Raw genomic sequence first — 16,756 nt, 5'->3', positions numbered from 1 at the left:
TGAAATCAACTCAGATGGCCCATAGGCGCTGACGTCGGACAAACGAAAGGCAGCACAGCGGACGAAGCAGCCGATAATGATAAGTGAGCGGCGCATTTGCTAAACCGTCAGTCTTCCGCACCGACCTTCTGTCAGGTACGACACTCGACCATACTGAGAGCCAGCAGATGTTCGGGATGGGGTCGTCCACCAAGTGACGACCCCAAAATTTCGGCGTCAGTCTTTGGCTCTTTGCATCGCAGCTTCCAGCTTTGCCTTGTCGGCGTCGCTGATCTGGGGTCGATCGACCTTAATGGTCAGCTTGTCGAGTTTCGCAGTCAACTTGAATGGTGGCGAATAGTCCGCGTCGTTGACACCGGTCAGAGTGTCCGAACCGATGTCGAAGCTTTCATCCCACTGGAGGATCATCGGCAGCGTGTTCTTCATGGCTTGCGTCTGTACGTCTTTCCCGTCGACCCTCAGGATTCCGGTACCGCCCTTTCCGACTCCATCGAAGCTGTTGAAGGCGAGCGTCCCCACACCCATCCCGTCGTACTTGAAGTCGAACTCGACCACGTGCTTGCCGGGGCTGAGCACTTCGGTCCCCTCCCACTTGAGGCGTTCGAGGTTGACCATGTTCCACAGGAAGACGGGCTTGCTGTCCTTCAGGTAGAAGCCGTAGCCGCCAAAACGGCCGCCAGAGGTCAGGATCATCCCCTCGGCCCCGCTTGCGGGCACTTCGATCTCTGCCGTTATGGTGTATGAGGCATTGAGGATCGAAGGCGAGTCGCCCTGCGGCAGTCCGACCATAGGCTTGGTATAGGTGAACTCACTCCGCCCCGCCGTGATGTTTGGACGTGGCGCAACGACGCGGGCGGCAAAGGACGCGTCAAGTGGAAAGACTTGGTACTTCTTGGCCTCCTCGGCGAAGAGCGCCCTCATCTCCTTGACCTTCTCCGGATTGGCGTCTGCAATGTCGTTGGTTTGGTTCATGTCCTTGCTAAGGTCATAGAGCTGAAACACCTGGTTGTTCAGGGGATCGGTGTTCGCCGGGCCGAAGGCGTCCCAAGGGGTGCGGTTCACTTCTGTGCTGAGGAGCCAGCCCTCGTGGTACAGCGCCCACTGACCCATCATCTCGAAATACTGGGTGGCGTGGCGGCTCGGAACGTCGGCGTTGGCCTTGTCGAACGTGTAGGCAAAGCTCGTTCCCTCGATCGGCGCCTGCTCGATTCCGTCGACCTCCTTGGGCGCGGGTATCCCGGTGACCTCGAGGATTGTCGGCACCACGTCGATCACATGCATGAATTGATCGCGCCGCCCGCCCTTGTCGGTGATCTTGGCAGGCCACGACACCACCATGTTCTGCCGGATGCCACCGAGCCGTGAAGCGTTCTGCTTGAACCAGTCGAACGGTGTGTCGAATGCCCAGGACCATCCTGCCGACATGTGGTTGTAGGTCTCTTCGGTGCCCCAGACGTCGTACCACTGCATCTGGGTCTCCGCGGGGATCATGTTGTGCCCATTGAAGAACGCCACTTCGTTCGGGGTACCCAGCGGTCCTCCCTCGGCGCTCGTCCCGTTGTCGCCGTTGATGTAGATGATCAACGTGTTGTCCCGTTCACCGATGTCCTCGACGGCCTGGATCAGGCGACCGATCTCGTGGTCGGAATAGGCGGCATAAGCGGCAAATACCTCGACCTGACGGATGAACAGTTTCTTCTCGACGTCAGTTAACTGGTCCCAAGGCTTGATGTGTTCGGAAGGCCAGGGTGTGAGCGTTGCATCCTGCGGCACAAGACCCATCTTCTTCTGGTTCTCGAATATTGTCTGGCGCAGTACCTCGTAGCCATCATCGAAGAGATGCATCGCCTCGATCTTCTCGACCCATTCCTTCGTGGGGTGATGCGGCGCATGCGTGGCGCCGGGTGCGTATTTGACGAAGAATGGCTTGGATGGATCGATCTGGTGCATGTCGGTGATCCAGTTGATCGCATCGTCTGCCATCGCGGTGATGAGGTTCCACTCTCCTTCATGTCCATCGAAGGGATAGATCTGCGTGGTGTTTCGGAACAGGTTCGGTTGCCACTGGTTCGCGTCGCCACCGACGAAGCCGTAGAAGTACTGAAAACCCATCCCCGTGGGCCACTGGTCGAACGGGCCGGACTGTGCTGCCTCGAAGGCGGGGGTATTGTGGTCCTTACCGAACCAAGAGGTATTGTAGCCATTGTCGAGCAGGATACGCCCGATCGTTGCCTTGTCCTCGGAGATGATGCTGTTGTAGCCGGGGTACCCCGTGGACTGCTCCGAGATCACGCCGAAACCCGCGGAGTGGTGGTTACGCCCGGTGATGAGCGCGGCACGTGTCGGCGAGCACAGGGACGTGGAGTGGATCTGCGTGTAGCTCAGTCCTTCCGTGGCGAGCTTGTCCATCGTCTCGGTCGGAATAACACCGCCAAAAGTACTCGGAACCGAGAACCCAGCGTCGTCGGTGATGATGAGGAGGACGTTCGGGGCTTCAGCAGGCGGTACGGCACGAGGAGGCCACCAGGGCGTGGACTTTAGCGCATCGTCCTCGATCTTGCCGCCAAAAGGCATTGGGGCGGGGGGAATTTGACTTCCGTCGAGGGTAATCGTGCCGCTCGGCGATCCGATGTCGCTCTGAGCGAAAACCGGATTGGCAAGCCCAAGCGGGAGGGCGACCGTGGCCAGGAACACGGCGATGACAACTCTTTGCATGTACTCCTCCAATCTTGCAGGTTCTGAAAAAGCGCCGCACCCAGCTTCGATGCATAAGTGCGGCTGGTCGCGTCGTGCCGCAGGTCTTGCGCGGATGGCCCAAAAGCTACCACATGGCTGCAAGCGGCGATTGCCTTTTGAGGACAGTTCCTATGTCCGAGCCACCAAAACAGCGTTCAGATCCCCTCGTCCCACTTCCCGGTCTACTCGCCGAGCTGGCGGTTCCGATAGAGGATGTCCTTGCGGGCACCGGTCTCGTCGAGGAAGCTTTGGTTCCCAACCGTTTTTTCGAGTTGAGTACTGTCCTGACGATCCTGGAGAATGCCGTCGCGCTTACGGGTCGTGAGGATTTCGGACTTCTACTCGGCGCAAAGAACACGACGTCCGTTCTGGGCCCGTTGTCTCACGTGGTTCGGGCCGCGCCAACTCTTGGAGAGGCCCTCCTGGATCTCTCGGCGTCGCAGGATCGGAATACCTCGGGGGCCGCCACCTATCTCCGCAGGCAGGCGAACGACATTTTTTTCGGCTACGGTGTCCACAGACCCGGCCTGATCATTTCTCCCATAACCCAAGACTTGGTCCTCGCAACACTCAACCGGATCGTCACCGAACTCACACGGGGCGCCATTCATCCGCGCGAGTACCTATCCATGCGACCAATGCCGCGCAGCCCCGGTCGATGGTCCAGCCTGGGTGCGGAGGTCCACTTCGGTGCGGCAGAGACAGGATTCTATCTTTCATTGGACGATATGGCTTTCCCTTTGCCCACTGCGGATCCGCAGTTGAGAGCCCGGGCGATGAAGGAAATGCTTTCGCAACCTGCACTCGACTCGGCCGAATGGACGCACCGGACAAGACGGGCGCTTCGCGCACTTTTGCTCGAAGGTAACTCGGGCATGCCAAAGGTGGCCCGGCATCTTGACATAGGACCCCGGTCCCTGCGCCGGGCGCTGGCGCGAGAGGGCACCTCCTTCGAGGAGGTTCGGGATGCCGTCCGGCTTGCGATCGCACGTGATCTTCTCTCGATGAGCAAGCTCACTATCGCTGACCTCGCCCTTACCCTCGACTTCTCGAACCCCAGCGCTTTCATCCGGGCATTCCGGCGCTGGACCGGAGAAACCCCAGCGGCCTGGAGGGATAGGAATGGCGGGGGACCGTCCGACCCGACAAGGGAGTGATTGGCGAAAGCCGGTTCGTCCTGGGCAAAGTCGGCGGTGGCGCAGAATTTGATCTTCCGCCAAACCAACGCTGGCCCGTTCCACTGCGATGATCGTCCGCTTCGGGTTCAGATCGGCCATTCGCTGCACGGATCACGAAAGGCCGCTCAGCGGACTAAGCTGCCATTCGCTATAAGACGACTAGCAACCTTTCTCGGCCGAGGCAGTACGAAGACTCACCGAGTTCAGCGGAACCAGCCGAAAATGCGCGCCTTCGCCGCTCTTTCGTAGAGCTGAGCCGCGTTCAACCCCTTGCTCGCCGCCAGTCCACGATTGCTGTGACCTCCTCGCCCTGGAACAGCACCCCCGTCGCGCTCAGCCGAAGCCCCTCGCCTCGAAATTCGACCCTGCGCCGCTGTTCGGTCCCGACCCAGTTCGGGCAGGAAGACTGAGTGACCTGATGGATCACGTGGTCAACGTGGTACTCGTAGGGACCAGCATAGCTGATCTGCGACTTTATCGCCGCCGAGTCCTCCTCCGCCCTCCCCCCGAAGGGATCGTTTACCGCGTAGAGCGCCCGGTCTGCCGCGCTCAGATGCACAAATACGAAGCCGTCGGGCGAATAGCTGATGTACCCCGTCGCTCGTTCACCCAGCGGATAGATCCGCCTTCCATCCGCTGTCTCGTTGTACCACGCCACCAGCTCCCAGGTGCCGGTAAGCGGTGTAATTCCGGTCATCTGTCCGCCCCGCAGGTGTCCCCGAAGCTACCAGACACCAGCACACGGCGGAAGAACCCAGCTCCCGACATTCCTTCTGAGCCGCTCCAGTCGCCAATATCAGCTAAGGGCTCGAAGCCGTCGAAATGCGCCGTCGTCGGGAATGACCGCACCTACCAGCAGCGGCCATCGAGCGTGTCCTCCGTGGGCGACCGGGGTGCGGACGGAGCGGCCATATGCGCTGTGGTGCGCTATAATTTGATGAGGACATATCACAGGTAGCGAGATCGCCGATGACCGCGCAGCTGAGCCCACTCGTGGCCACGTCATGGCTGGCCGAACATCTTGAGGATCCGGACCTGCGCATCATCGATGTTCGATGGAAGTTTCGCGAGGAGCACGGCAGGGGCATTGCATATGACGACCCAGAGGATTTTCGCCGCGAGCATATCCCGGGTGCGGTCCATGTCGGAATGGCGTCGGAGCTTTGCGATCCTCACAGTCCTTTGCCGGACATGATCGCAGGACCAGAGGACTTCGAGAAAACGATGGGACGGCTGGGCGTCGCGAACAGCTCCCATGTGGTGGTCTACGACGATTCCGGCATTCCGCTTGCCGCCGCGAGGCTGTGGTGGGCGCTCTCCTATTATGGTCACGACAAGGTCCACGTGCTGGATGGCGGACTGCAGCAGTGGAAACTTGAGGAGCGGCCTCTGGAGTCGGGCGACAATCGACCGCCGGCAGCAACGTTCCGCGCCGAACGCCGCGAACAGTGGATCGCCCGGAAGTCCGACGTTCTCGATGCGATAGGCGATCCCGGGGTAGTTCTGGTCGACTGCCTTCCAAACGACTTGTTTCGAGGAGCTGGAACGCATCTCTGGGGCGGGCGTTCGGGCCACATACCCGGCGCCGTGAATGTTCCGGCAATCTCGAACATCGATCCGGAACTTGCACTGGTCTCATACGCCGAGCGCGCGAGAAAATTGTCGGAACGGCGATCGTTTCGGTTCGCCGACCAAGACGATCTCCGTGCCCTTTATTCCGGTAAGGGCCTCTCGCCCGACAAGGAGGTCATAGCGTATTGCGGACGCGGACTGGCGGCATCGTGCGGACTGCTCGCTCTTCGCACGGCCGGGTTCGAGCGGTCGCGTCTCTATGACGGGTCATGGGCCGAGTGGAGTGCCGACGAAAACATGCCGATCGAGACGTCATGAGCGACGGCTTTGGGCTCGAACCGGACCTTCGCCGCATGAAGCACGAAAGTCTGGAAAGGGCCGGGAGCCGCCATCCGGCGAGGCCTAGCGAATGGCAGCTTCGTTCGCGCAGTGGGTGACCACTTCGAGCGGAGCTCGAAGCGTTTGAGGCAGTCCATCTGCATGGCACACAACCTCACCCTATGATCCTGCCCATAATGCGCCCTCGCTGAAAGTGGCAGTTAGAGCAGGGCGACGCCGAGAGACACCTCAGAGCCAAGCTTTCGACCTTAGGTCGATGATGATCCTGACCGACGGAGAGATCTCTCAGGTCAGAACGGAACGGGAAAATTCAAACCCCGGCAACCCGCATTCCGAGAATGCTACATAAATATTTGATATTAAATGGTTTTATGTTCGCTTGGCGACCCCGACAGGATTCGAACCTGTGACCTGTCGCTTAGGAGGCGACCGCTCTATCCTGCTGAGCTACGGGGTCCTGCGCGCAGGGGTAGTGGAAGCCGCGCTTGCGGTCAATCCATGGCACCCCCAACCTGGGGATCGCGAAAGGCCGAAAGCCCGACCGGGAGACGAAGATGACCTTGGCAAGACTGCTGCGTTCGGCGGCGCTCGCGCTTGGCGCCAGCGCGCTCGTCGCCTGCCAGACCACCGCCGGAAGCGGCGGCTTTTCCGGCACGAGCGCGCCCGAGACCTCGACGGTTCGCTCGGCGTCGGAACAGCGCGACGGCGACTCGAACCATTCGAAGATCGTCGCGCAGTATGGCGGCGAATACCGCAACGCGCAGGTGACGTCTTACGTCGAGCGCGTCGGACGGCGGGTCGCAGCCGTCTCCGAGCAGCCAAACGAGCGCTGGACCTTCACGGTTCTCGACACCCCCGTGGTCAACGCCTTCGCCACGCCGGGCGGTTATGTCTACGTCACGCGCGGGCTCCTGGCGCTGGCCGAGAACGAGGCGCAGCTTGCCGGCGTGATCGGGCACGAGATCGGCCATGTCACGGCCGGGCATGGCGGCGAGCGCCAGGACCGCTCGACCATTGCGGGGCTGGGGCTGCTGCTGGGCGCGATCGGCCTTTCGGTGATGGGCGCCGACCCCGCGTTGACCCGCGGCGCGCTCGAGCTGGGCCAGGTCGCGGCGGGCGGCATCGTCGCCAGCTATTCGCGGCAGGACGAGCTCGAGGCCGACCATCTCGGCATCAGGTACCTGGCGCGTGCGGGCTACGACCCCTATGCCCAGGCCGAGTTCCTCGACAACCTCGCGGCTTCCTCGGCCCTCGATGCGCGGGCAGCGGGCAAGAGCTACGATGCCAACCAGGTCGATTTCTTCGCGTCGCACCCCGCCACCGGGCCGCGCACGCGACAGGCGGTCGACACGGCCCGCGCCGAGGGCGCGATCTCGGGCGAAGGCGAGCTCGGGACCGACCGATACCTCGCGGCGATCAACGGCATGACCTATGGCCAGTCGCCCGAGCAGGGGATCGTCGAGGGCACCTCGTTCAGTCACCCGGTCCTCGGCTTCGCATTCGACGTGCCCGCGGGCTACCGCATCACCAACACGCCCTCGGCGGTCGTCGCGAGCGGCTCGGGCAACACGCGGATCGTCTTCGACGGGGCGAACGATCCCGGCGGCGCGCTGGACAACTATATCGCACGCCAGTGGGCGCCACAGATCGCGCGAGAGGTCCGGACCGGGCAGCTCCAGGGGCTGAGGCAGATCACCATCAACGGGCTGCCTGCGGCACAGGCAGTGCTGCCGGTGCAGCTGCAGAACGGGACATACAACGCGCTTCTCGTGGCCGTCAGGCTCGACGGCAAGCTCTACCGCTTCACCGGGCTCGCGCCGCGCGGCTCGAATGCTCTCGACGCCATGGCGCGCTCGGCGCAGACGTTCCGCCGGCTGAGTGACGCCGAGCGGCGGGCGATCAAGGCGCGGCGGATCGAGATAGTGACGGTTGGCGCCGGCGATACCGCGGAGAGCCTTGGCCGGCGCATGGCGGTCGATGCGCTGCCGGTCGAGCGGTTCCGCGTTCTCAACGGCCTGAGCAGCGGCGCCCAGCCCGCCCGCGGCGAGGAGGTCAAGCTCGTCCGGTGATCGGAACAAAAAGGACGCCCGGAGCGGAGGGGGCTCCGGGCGTCTGAGGGACTAGGGGGGCGTCAGAGGGTCGCCGCCAGTTCGCCGACGGCCCCGCCGTGAGCGCTTTCGAGACGCGCGCGCATCTTGCGCAGCGCCTGCGCCTCGAGTTGGCGCACCCGCTCCTTCGAGAGGCCGAGCTTCTCGCCGAGGCTCTCCAGCGTCTCGGGCTCGTCGGCCAGTTTGCGGGCGCCGATGATCATGCGCTCGCGCGGCGTCAGGGCGGTGAAGGCGTCGTTGAGCCAGCCGCGCGCCGTGCCAAGATCCCTGCGGCGGGTGACCACCTCGTCCGGGCGCGGGGCTTCATCCTCCAGCGTCTCGACCCACTCGCGGCCATCCTCGCCCGCCTGCTGGGCGTTGAGCGAGAAATCCGCGCCGGCAAGCCGCGCCTCCATCATCTCGACATCGCGCAGCGGCACGCCCAGCTCCTCGGCGATCTCGCGCCGCATGTCGGCGGGGGTCACCTCGCCGCCGTCATGCGCGAGCTCGGCCTCGATCCTCGCGCGCACGCGGCGCATGTTGAAGAACAGCGACTTCTGCGAGGATGTCGAGCCCGTGCGCACCAGCGACCAGTTGCGCATCACGTAATCCTGGATCGAGGCCTTGATCCACCAGACCGCGTAGGTCGAGAAGCGCACGCCCCTGTCGGGGTCAAACTTCGAGGCCGCCTTCATCAGCCCGACGCTCGCTTCCTGGATCAGATCCGACATGGGCGCGCCATAGCGTCGGTATTTCGCCGCCATCGAGATGGCGAGCCGCATGTAGGCCGTGACCAGGCGATGCAGCGCGGCCTCGTCGCGCTCGTCGCGCCACCGGCAGGCCAGCGCATGCTCGGTCGCGGCGTCAAGAAGCTCGGCGGACATGGCCTGACGGGCAACGTCGCCGGGGGAAACACTGGATGCAGTTGCCATGCGAGTCCTCTTCCCTGTCATCGTCCCCACCGTCTGGCGCGGCTCTGGAGACTGTTACGGGGGGCGGACGGGATCGGATCACTTCATGGCAGGATTTTCGAAGAATGGGCGGGCGGCGCGGGGCGCGCCCGCCGCAGGCCGTTTCAGACGGCGCCCGTGAACTCGCCGCGCGCCGGGTAATTCTTGGCGATGGCGAAATCGAGCGCACCGACCAGTTCCGAGAAATGCGGCCGGACGAAGGGCATGGTCTGGACCGAGCCGTAATAGAGCGTGCCCTCGGGCGTCACCATGAAGAGACCGGGCTCGGAGAAGAGCGCCGGCTCCTCGATGCCGATCGAGGTCTTGCCGCGCCCAGCCGAAAGGTAGAGCCCCCACTCGCGCGCGCCCTGCAGCGACAGGCTGTGCGCAAAGCGCAGCGCCTTGGCGCCGATCTTCTCGGCCATCGCCGCGGTGCGCTCCTCGCCGTCGGTCGAGATCGCGATCGTCGTGACGCCGCGCTCGGCGAAGTCCGCGGTCCGCTTCTCCAGCTCGGTGAGGTAGTTGGCGCAGATCGGGCAGTGCAAGCCGCGATAGAAGCACACGACCGTGCCGCGCTCCGAGGTCTCGGTCGCGAGGTCGAACACGCCGCCGCCCAGCATGGGCAGGCTCAGCGCCGGGACGGGCTTGCGGGGGATCAGCATGGAAACCTCCTTGATCTGCTGCGTGGCTCATGGTCTAGCAGGTCCTGAGATCAGGGAATTCCGATTTTTCTGACAGGAACGCCGACCGATGCCACGCCTCGACCGCCTCTCCACCCTGATCGCGCGATTCTCGCTCACGGTGACGCCCGCCCGCGAGGCCGTGGCCAATCTCGGGATCTGCCGCGCCGGCAAGGACGGTGCGATGCGCGTCTCGCTGACACCGCACGAGAGCGGGCGGCTCGGCCTCGGGTGCGACGCGATCACGGCGCGCCTCGACTGGGGCGGTGCATCGAACCCGCTCTTGGCCGCGTTGCCCGAAAGGGTCGAGATGACGGTCGAGACGGGCAGCGAGACCGCGTCCTTGCTTCGCGTCTTCGCGGCTGAAGCAAGCGAGATGCGCTGCGGTGCCGGGCCCGTGCTCGACCGCCTGGGCGAGGTGATCGTGATCCGGCTGCTGCGCGCCGAGATCGCCCGCGGCGCCGCCTCGCCGGGCCTGCTAGCGGGCCTCGCCGACCCGCGCCTCGGCCGCGCCATCGTCGCCATGCACGATGCCCCCGAGCGGGCCTGGACAGTCCCGGACCTTGCTGCCGAAGCGGCGCTCTCGCCCTCGCGCTTCGCCGAGCTTTTCGCGGGCACGGTGGGCCGGACGCCGCTTGCCTATCTGCGGGAGTGGCGGATGACGCTGGCGCGGCAGGACCTTGTTCGCGGCGACCGGGTGCAGGCCGTCGCGCATCGCTACGGCTATGCCTCGGCCGAGGCCCTCACGCGCGCCTTCCGCAAGATCCACGGCGAGTGCCCGATGCGGATCCGCCGCAGCGCCGCCTGAGCGCGGATCGCGCTCGCCGGGGACCGGGCACGGAAGGCACCGTCGTTCAGCGCCCCCGGGGTCGCGCCCGCGTCAACCATTCGCATCGCCCGGATAGCGGACGCCCGTGAGCACCAGCCCGTCCGGCGGCGCCACCGGACCACAGGCGGATCGGTCGCGCGCGGCCAGCGCCTCGGCCATGCGCTCGACCGGCCAGCGCCCGGCGCCGACGCGCTCGATCGTGCCGACGAGGCTGCGAACCTGATTGTGAAGGAAGCTGCGCGCACCGAGGTGGCACAGGATCTCGTCGCCCCGGCGCTCGACCCGGAAGTCATCGAGCGTCTTCACCGGCGAGGCCGACTGGCATTGGACCGAGCGGAAGGTGGTGAAGTCGTGCCGCCCGATCACCAGATCGGCGGCGGCCTGCATCGCCCCGGCGTCGAGCGGGTTCGACACGCGCCACGCACGCCCCGCATCCAGCGTCAGCGGCGCACGGCGGTTCACGATCCGGTAGGTGTAGTTCCGGTGTATGGCCGAGAACCGGGCATGAAAATCCTGGTCCACCCGCGCGGCGGCCAGGACAGCGACCGGCGCCGGCCGCAGGTGGTGGTTCAGCGCCTCGGCCAGCCGGAAGGGATCCCAGTTGCGACCGAGGTCGCAATGCGCGACCTGGCCGGTCGCATGCACCCCGGCATCCGTCCGCCCGGCGCCCTGCACCCGGTGTTCGCCCGGCTCGAGCGCCGCCAGCGCCGCCTCGATCGCGCCCTGCACCGAGGTCCCCTGCGCCTGGCGTTGCCAGCCGACGAAGGGGCCACCGTGATACTCGATCGTGAGGCGATAGCGCGGCATGATGCGCCTCTTGCTTCAATCGGCGGGGATGCGCAAGCGCGCTCGGAAAATCGGGGTGCGGCGTCTGCGGGTTTGCATGCCACGCGCAGCCGCACCATGTTTGAAGCCGTCCCGGCGGATTGGGAGCAAGGGCTTGGCACTTGGCGGATTCGGGCTCGGCGGCCTGGCCGACGACCTACTCGATGGGCTCGACCGGCTGCGCGAAGGCGCGGCCTCGGCGTTCGACCCCACCCTGAGGCTGGGCGTGACCGGCCTGTCCGGCGCGGGCAAGACGGTCTTCATCACCTCGCTGGTCGCCAGCCTCTTGGACCGCAACCGCATGCGGCTTCTGGGAGCCGAGGCCGAGGGGCGCATCGAGGCCGCGATGCTGCGCCCCCAGCCCGACCCGGACGTGCCGCGCTTCGCCATCGAGAACCACCTCTCGGCGCTGGCCGCGACGCCGCCGCGCTGGCCGGAATCGACCCGATCCGTGAGCCAGATCCGCGTCGCCATCCGGTTCCGGCCGGGCAGCTGGCTTTCCGGGCTGGCCGGCCCGGCGACGCTCAACCTCGACATCGTCGACTATCCCGGCGAGTGGCTTCTCGACCTGCCGCTGATCGAGCAGGAATACGACGACTGGGCCGCTGGCGCGCTGGCCGCGGCGCAAAGCCCGGCGCGCCGGGCGCATGCCGCCGGCTGGCACAAGGCCCTCGCCGCGGCCGAGCCCTCGGCGCCCCATGACGAGGCGGTGGCCGAGGCGCTTGCGGGCGCCTATCGCGACTATCTCTTCGCCTGCCGGCAGGCCGGCTTGTCGGCACTGGCGCCGGGGCGGTTCCTCATGCCGGGCGATCTCGCCGGATCGCCGGCACTGACCTTCGCCCCGCTGCCGCGGCCCGAGCGAGGCGCACGGGGCAGCCTTTATGCCGAGATGCATGACCGCTTCGACGCGTATCGCCGAGTCGTGGCCAAGCCGTTCTTCCGCAACCACTTCGCGCGCCTCGACCGCCAGGTTGTGCTGATCGACGCGCTGGGCGCGGTGGCGGGCGGGCCGCGCGCGCTGGCGGACCTGACGGCGACGATGAGCGAAACTCTGGCCGCGTTCCGCCACGGCCGGCCGGGATGGCTGGACCGCGTCACCGGTGCGCGCCGGATCGACCGCATCCTGTTCGTCGCCTCGAAGGCGGACCACCTGCATCACGCGCAGCATGGCCGGCTTGCCCGCCTCGTCGAGGCGATGCTGGCCGAGGCCGCCCGGCGGGCGGCGTTCCGCGGGGCCAAGACGCGCGGGATGGCGATCGCCGCGATCCGCGCGACGGCCGAGCAGGACGTGACCGAGAAGGGCAAGCGCGTGGGCCTGGTGCGCGGCACCCGCGCGAGCGACGGGCACGAGGTCGCGATCTATCCCGGCGCGCTGCCCGAGGACCCGGCCAGCCTGCTCGCGGCCGCCGGCGGCGCGATGCCGGGCGAGGCCCCGGCAAGCTGGCCCGACATGAGCTATGCCACCTTCCAGTTCGCGCCGCCGCGCTGGCCGCATGGCGAGGGACCGCCGCATTTGCGGCTCGACCAGGCGGTCGAGTTCCTGATCGGCGACAGGCTGGAGTGACGCAGATGACCGGCGAGCGCCGCGACCCCCTGATCATCGACCTCAGCGAGACGCCGCTGCCACCGGCACCGACGCCGGCCGAGGCTCCGCCGCCGCCCGACGGGGCGCCTGCCGCGGCCGAGCGGGCGCTGCGCGGGGTGGGGCGGCCGGGGCTTTCGGCCATGGGCCGGCTGTTCTGGATCTCGGCGCTGGGGCTCGTGGGCATCTGGGTCGCCACCGGGATCGAGGGCTTCCTGCGCGAGCTCTTCACGCGCTCGGACTGGCTGGGATGGGGCGCGACCGCGCTGGCGGCAGTGCTGGCGGTGACGCTCGCGGGCTTCATCATTCGCGAGCTCGCCGCGCTGGCGCGGGTTCAGCGGGTGGGCGAGATCCGGCGGCGGGCCACGCTTGCCGCGTCGGGGGCGGAGAAGGCGGACGACGTTCTCGACGCTCTGGCCCGGCTCTACCGCGGGCGCCCGGCAATGGACGAGCCGCTGGCCCGTGTCGACGCGGCCCGGCCCGACACGCCCGATGCCGCGGCGTTGCTGGCGGTGGCCGAGCGCACGCTGCTCGCGCCCCTGGACCAGCGGGCCGAGCGGGCGGTCGCGCGGGCGGCGCGCAAGGTCGCGGCGATCACTGCCGTGGTCCCCATGCCGGCCGCCGACGTGCTGGCGGTTCTGGTCGTCAACCTGGCGATGATCCGCGAGGTGGCCGAGATCTACGGCGGGCGGGCCGGCGCGCTGGGCTCGTGGCGACTGCTGCGCACCGTCGCGGCTCACCTGGTGGCGACCGGGGCGGTGGCCGCGACCGACGACCTGTTGGGGCCGATGGTCGGCGGCGGCGTGCTGGGCAAGCTGTCGCGCCGCTTCGGCGAGGCGGCGGTGAACGCGGCGCTGACCGCCCGCGTGGGCGTGGCCGCCGTCGAGGTCTGCCGCCCGCTGCCCTTCGCGGCCCGGCCGGCGCCGCGCGCCGCGGGACTGGTGCTGGACGCCCTGCGCGGCTGGCGCGAGACGCCCGAGAGCAGCGCCGGCGAGACGCCGACAGCACCGCGCCGCAAGGGGTGATCGCCAGGGCCGATCGCGATGCCGCGGGGGCCGAATGGGCCGGGTGCGGGCGATTTCACGCGTGAAATCGACGTCAATCTATTGATTTGAAAGAGCATCTCAGATTCCAGGCGCGAGTCGCGCGGGCGCCTGCCAGCCGGCACCGGCCGGCGGGCGCCACGCCTTGCGACCCGCTTCCTCGCGGGCCGGTCACACGCAGCGATCGAGCGCGAGCACGAACTGCGACCGGCGCCGGGCCTCGCGCACCAGCGACCCGCAGTCGTCGGCGGGATGGCTGAGAACATCCTCGATCTCGGACCGGCGCATGCCGATGTCGTCGAGCATGCGGTCGTTCATCTGCAGCAGGCGGTGCAGGGCCGCGCGCTGGCGCTTGCGCTCGATCACGCGGAAGAAGAAGTTGGCGAGCAGGCTGAGCATTGGTCCTCTCCTCGGGTTGGGCGTCGACGGGACGCGATGCAGGGAAGATGGGGGGCACCACCAGTTTAGAGAAGCTTATTCTATTGACGTTCGGATTCAGGAATGCTGAAGTCATGCCATGAATCGCATCATGCCACTTCCGTCCTCCGCGCCGTCGCCGGCGGCAAGTCTCGACATCGACGTGCTGCGCAGCTTTGCCGCGATCGCCGACACCGGGACGATCACGCTGGCCGCGCCGCGGGTCGGCCGCACGCCGGCGGCATTGTCGATGCAGCTGCGCAAGCTCGAGGACACGCTGGGCCATGTCCTGTTCGAACGGCTGCCCGGCGGCATGCGCCTGACCGCGGCGGGCGAGCGGCTGATGCCGCATGCGCGCCGGCTGATCGAGGCCGAGCGCGCCGCGCTCGATGCCTTCCGCGCCCCCGATCTCGAGGGCGAGGTCTCGGTCGGGATCATCGACGACGTCGCCGGGGTGTGCCTTACACAGGTGCTGGCCGGCTTCGCCAAGTCGCACCCGCGCGTGCTGGTCAACGTCACCATGGGCCCATCGCTGGACCTCGCGCCCAAGCTCGACCGGGGCGAGATCGATCTCGCGGTCATGACCCCGGGCTGCGCCGTCAAGTGGCGCACGACCGACCGCACGCTCTACGAGGAGCCGCTGGTCTGGGTCGGGCGCGAGGGCGGCTCGGCCTGGCGGCAGCGGCCGCTGCCGCTGGCCATCGCGGCGCAGGGCTGCGCCTGGCGGCGGCAGGCGCTCGACGCCCTCGACCAGGCCGGGATCGAGTGGCGCGTGGCCTATATCTCGGAGTTCTACACGGCCCAGCGCGCGGCGGTCGCGGCCGATCTTGCCGTGGCGCCGATGCCCCGCAGCCTGGTCGAGCCCGGCTTCGTGCGGCTCGGCGCGAGCGAGCGCCTGCCCGACCCCGGCAGCGCGCGCTTCGCGCTGCGCGTCAGCAGCGATGCCGAGCCCGACGGCTGCATCGCGGCGCTGGCCGCCCGCATCGCCGAGACCTTCGGGGCCGGCGCGTGAGCGCCACGGGCGTGATGGCGGACCGGGTCGTCCTGGTGACCGGCGCCTCGGGCCTGCTCGGCGCGGCCAGCGTGGCGCAGATCCGCGCCGCGGGCGGCGTTGCCATCGCCACCGACAGGGCGCCCGGCGCGGGCATCGACCATGCCCTCGACGTGACCCGCGAGGCCGACTGGCAGCGCGTGATCGCGGCGATCGCCGAAGCGCATGGCCGGCTGGACGGGCTGGTGAACGCGGCCGGAATCATCCATGTCGGCATGCTGGCGGAAACCTCGTTCGAGGACTGGCGCCGCGTGATGGCGGTCAATGCCGACGGCACCTTCCTGGGCTGCAAGACCGCCTGGCCGCTGCTGCGGAAAAGCGCCGGCGCCTCGATCGTCAACCTCTCTTCCGTCTCGGGGCTGTCGGGCCACGCCCGGCTGGCCGCCTATACCGCGTCGAAGGGCGCGGTCAGGCTGCTGACCAAGTCGGTGGCGCTCGAGGGCGCGCGGCTCGACCCGCCGATCCGCTGCAACTCGGTCCATCCGGGTTTCGTCGAGGGGCCGATGGTGGACCAGATCGCGCAGGCCCTGCGCGACCCCGGCACCGCGCATGAGCGGATGCGCGCGGGCATCCCGATGCGCCGTTTCGCGCAGGCCGACGAGGTTGCAGCTGCGGTCGTCCACCTGCTTTCTCCCGCTTCGTCCTTCACCACCGGCGCGGAGCTGGTGATCGACGGCGGGCTGACGGCCTGAGCCAGGCAGCACCGGTCGCGCGGGGGTTGCGAATCCCCCGGCCCGGGCGTATATCAGCGCCAACATCGCGGCGGCCTCGCTGGACACGGCGAGACCCCCACCGGGAATCGTCAGGCGGGCCGCATGGCCCGCTTTTCGTTTCGAGCCCCGGAGGCAACGACGCCGATGACCAGCATGGTCGCCAAGGCACCGATGGATGAGCGCCTCGCCCAGATCGTCCAGCCGACGGTCGAGGCGATGGGCTTCGAGCTGGTGCGCCTTCGGTTCATGGGCGGCAAGCGCAAGACGCTGCAGATCATGGCCGAGCGCGCCGACGGCACCATGGAGGTCGAGGACTGCGCCAATCTGAGCCGCGCGCTCTCGGCGGTGCTCGATGTCGAGGACCCGATCTCGGACGCCTATGCGCTCGAGGTCTCGTCGCCCGGGATCGACCGGCCGCTGACGCGGCTGCACGACTTCGACCGCTGGGAGGGCTACGAGGCCAAGCTCGAGACCGCCGAGATGATCGACGGCCGCAAGCGCTTCAAGGGCATCCTGGCCGGGGTCGAGGGCGACGAGGTGCTGATCGAGATCGACGAGGGCACGATCGGCCTGAAATTCGACTGGCTGTCCGACGCCAAGCTGGTGCTGACCGACGAGCTGGTGGCCGAGAGCCTGAAGGCACGCAAGAACGCCTTCAACGAGCAGGATTTCGACGAAATCGAGACTGACGAGGAAGGGGTCACCCCCGAGACCGAGGAGGAAGAGGTTCCGATGCACAGGAAGGATGCCTGAG

The 16,756-nt window shown here is 67.2% G+C and carries 15 protein-coding genes and 1 tRNA gene; 9 read left to right on the top strand and 7 right to left on the bottom strand.

Annotation, left to right across the window (positions count from 1 at the left end):
* Positions 1-216: 216 nt before the first annotated feature.
* Positions 217-2,715 carry an arylsulfatase gene (locus tag H0I76_RS18100; RefSeq protein ID WP_200613250.1) on the bottom strand — a complete coding sequence of 833 codons (2,499 nt, stop codon included), beginning with the start codon at positions 2,713-2,715 and terminating at the stop codon, positions 217-219.
* Between the two features lie 152 nt (positions 2,716-2,867).
* On the opposite strand from H0I76_RS18100, the gene H0I76_RS18095 reads away from it, so the two are divergent.
* Positions 2,868-3,893 carry an AraC family transcriptional regulator gene (locus tag H0I76_RS18095; RefSeq protein WP_200613247.1) on the top strand — a complete coding sequence of 342 codons (1,026 nt, stop codon included), beginning with the start codon at positions 2,868-2,870 and terminating at the stop codon, positions 3,891-3,893.
* A gap of 283 nt (positions 3,894-4,176) precedes the next feature.
* Here H0I76_RS18095 and H0I76_RS18090 read toward each other — a convergent pair whose 3' ends face one another.
* Positions 4,177-4,611: a lipocalin-like domain-containing protein gene (locus H0I76_RS18090; protein ID WP_200613246.1), complete on the bottom strand. Its 435-nt coding sequence runs from the start codon at positions 4,609-4,611 to the stop codon at positions 4,177-4,179.
* 272 nt (positions 4,612-4,883) lie between these two features.
* On the opposite strand from H0I76_RS18090, the gene H0I76_RS18085 reads away from it, so the two are divergent.
* A complete protein-coding gene (locus H0I76_RS18085; protein WP_200613244.1) occupies positions 4,884-5,804 on the top strand; it encodes a sulfurtransferase in 921 nt (306 codons plus the stop codon).
* A 401-nt stretch (positions 5,805-6,205) separates the two neighbouring features.
* On the opposite strand, the gene H0I76_RS18080 is transcribed toward H0I76_RS18085, so the two are convergent.
* Positions 6,206-6,282: transfer RNA gene (locus H0I76_RS18080), tRNA-Arg, on the bottom strand.
* A gap of 97 nt (positions 6,283-6,379) precedes the next feature.
* Between H0I76_RS18080 and H0I76_RS18075 the strand changes: the two genes are divergently transcribed.
* Complete coding sequence (locus tag H0I76_RS18075) at positions 6,380-7,894, top strand: M48 family metalloprotease (protein ID WP_200613242.1); 1,515 nt, start codon at positions 6,380-6,382, stop codon at positions 7,892-7,894.
* A 62-nt stretch (positions 7,895-7,956) separates the two neighbouring features.
* Here H0I76_RS18075 and H0I76_RS18070 read toward each other — a convergent pair whose 3' ends face one another.
* Positions 7,957-8,844, bottom strand: a complete 888-nt coding sequence (locus H0I76_RS18070; RefSeq protein ID WP_200613240.1) for an RNA polymerase factor sigma-32 — start codon at positions 8,842-8,844, stop codon at positions 7,957-7,959.
* Positions 8,845-8,987: 143 nt separating this feature from the next.
* A complete protein-coding gene (locus tag H0I76_RS18065) occupies positions 8,988-9,524 on the bottom strand; it encodes a peroxiredoxin-like family protein (RefSeq protein WP_200613238.1) in 537 nt (178 codons plus the stop codon).
* Between the two features lie 88 nt (positions 9,525-9,612).
* On the opposite strand from H0I76_RS18065, the gene H0I76_RS18060 reads away from it, so the two are divergent.
* Entirely contained in the window at positions 9,613-10,350 is a 738-nt protein-coding gene (locus H0I76_RS18060) for an AraC family transcriptional regulator (protein WP_200613236.1), read from the top strand.
* 72 nt (positions 10,351-10,422) lie between these two features.
* On the opposite strand, the gene truA is transcribed toward H0I76_RS18060, so the two are convergent.
* Complete coding sequence (gene truA / locus H0I76_RS18055; protein WP_200613234.1) at positions 10,423-11,178, bottom strand: tRNA pseudouridine(38-40) synthase TruA; 756 nt, start codon at positions 11,176-11,178, stop codon at positions 10,423-10,425.
* 133 nt (positions 11,179-11,311) lie between these two features.
* Here truA and H0I76_RS18050 point away from each other — a divergent pair, with 133 nt between their 5' ends.
* The gene (locus H0I76_RS18050; protein ID WP_234455422.1) at positions 11,312-12,760 is read left to right on the top strand and encodes a YcjX family GTP-binding protein; all 1,449 of its coding nucleotides are present in this window, start codon (positions 11,312-11,314) and stop codon (positions 12,758-12,760) included.
* Positions 12,761-12,765: 5 nt separating this feature from the next.
* Positions 12,766-13,803 carry a TIGR01620 family protein gene (locus H0I76_RS18045; protein WP_200613228.1) on the top strand — a complete coding sequence of 346 codons (1,038 nt, stop codon included), beginning with the start codon at positions 12,766-12,768 and terminating at the stop codon, positions 13,801-13,803.
* Positions 13,804-13,992: 189 nt separating this feature from the next.
* On the opposite strand, the gene H0I76_RS18040 is transcribed toward H0I76_RS18045, so the two are convergent.
* Positions 13,993-14,220 carry a DUF1127 domain-containing protein gene (locus H0I76_RS18040; RefSeq protein WP_200613225.1) on the bottom strand — a complete coding sequence of 76 codons (228 nt, stop codon included), beginning with the start codon at positions 14,218-14,220 and terminating at the stop codon, positions 13,993-13,995.
* Positions 14,221-14,338: 118 nt separating this feature from the next.
* Here H0I76_RS18040 and H0I76_RS18035 point away from each other — a divergent pair, with 118 nt between their 5' ends.
* The 3 genes from H0I76_RS18035 to rimP all read left to right on the top strand — a co-directional run bounded on the left by H0I76_RS18035 (position 14,339) and on the right by rimP (position 16,755).
* Positions 14,339-15,250: a LysR family transcriptional regulator gene (locus tag H0I76_RS18035; protein ID WP_200613222.1), complete on the top strand. Its 912-nt coding sequence runs from the start codon at positions 14,339-14,341 to the stop codon at positions 15,248-15,250.
* Positions 15,247-15,981 (top strand): SDR family oxidoreductase, encoded by a 735-nt coding sequence (locus H0I76_RS18030; protein WP_200613219.1) that lies wholly within the window; start codon positions 15,247-15,249, stop codon positions 15,979-15,981. The genes H0I76_RS18035 and H0I76_RS18030 overlap by 4 nt, the downstream gene beginning before the upstream one ends.
* A 165-nt stretch (positions 15,982-16,146) precedes the next feature.
* A complete protein-coding gene (rimP, locus tag H0I76_RS18025; RefSeq protein WP_200613216.1) occupies positions 16,147-16,755 on the top strand; it encodes a ribosome maturation factor RimP in 609 nt (202 codons plus the stop codon).
* The last annotated feature ends 1 nt before the right edge of the window (position 16,756 follow it).

Source organism: Thermohalobaculum xanthum (assembly GCF_016623495.1).
In the GTDB taxonomy this organism is placed as follows: Bacteria; Pseudomonadota; Alphaproteobacteria; order Rhodobacterales; family Rhodobacteraceae; genus Thermohalobaculum; species Thermohalobaculum xanthum.
Note: the sequence above shows the minus strand (reverse complement) of the source record. Positions and strands in the feature narration are given on the sequence as shown.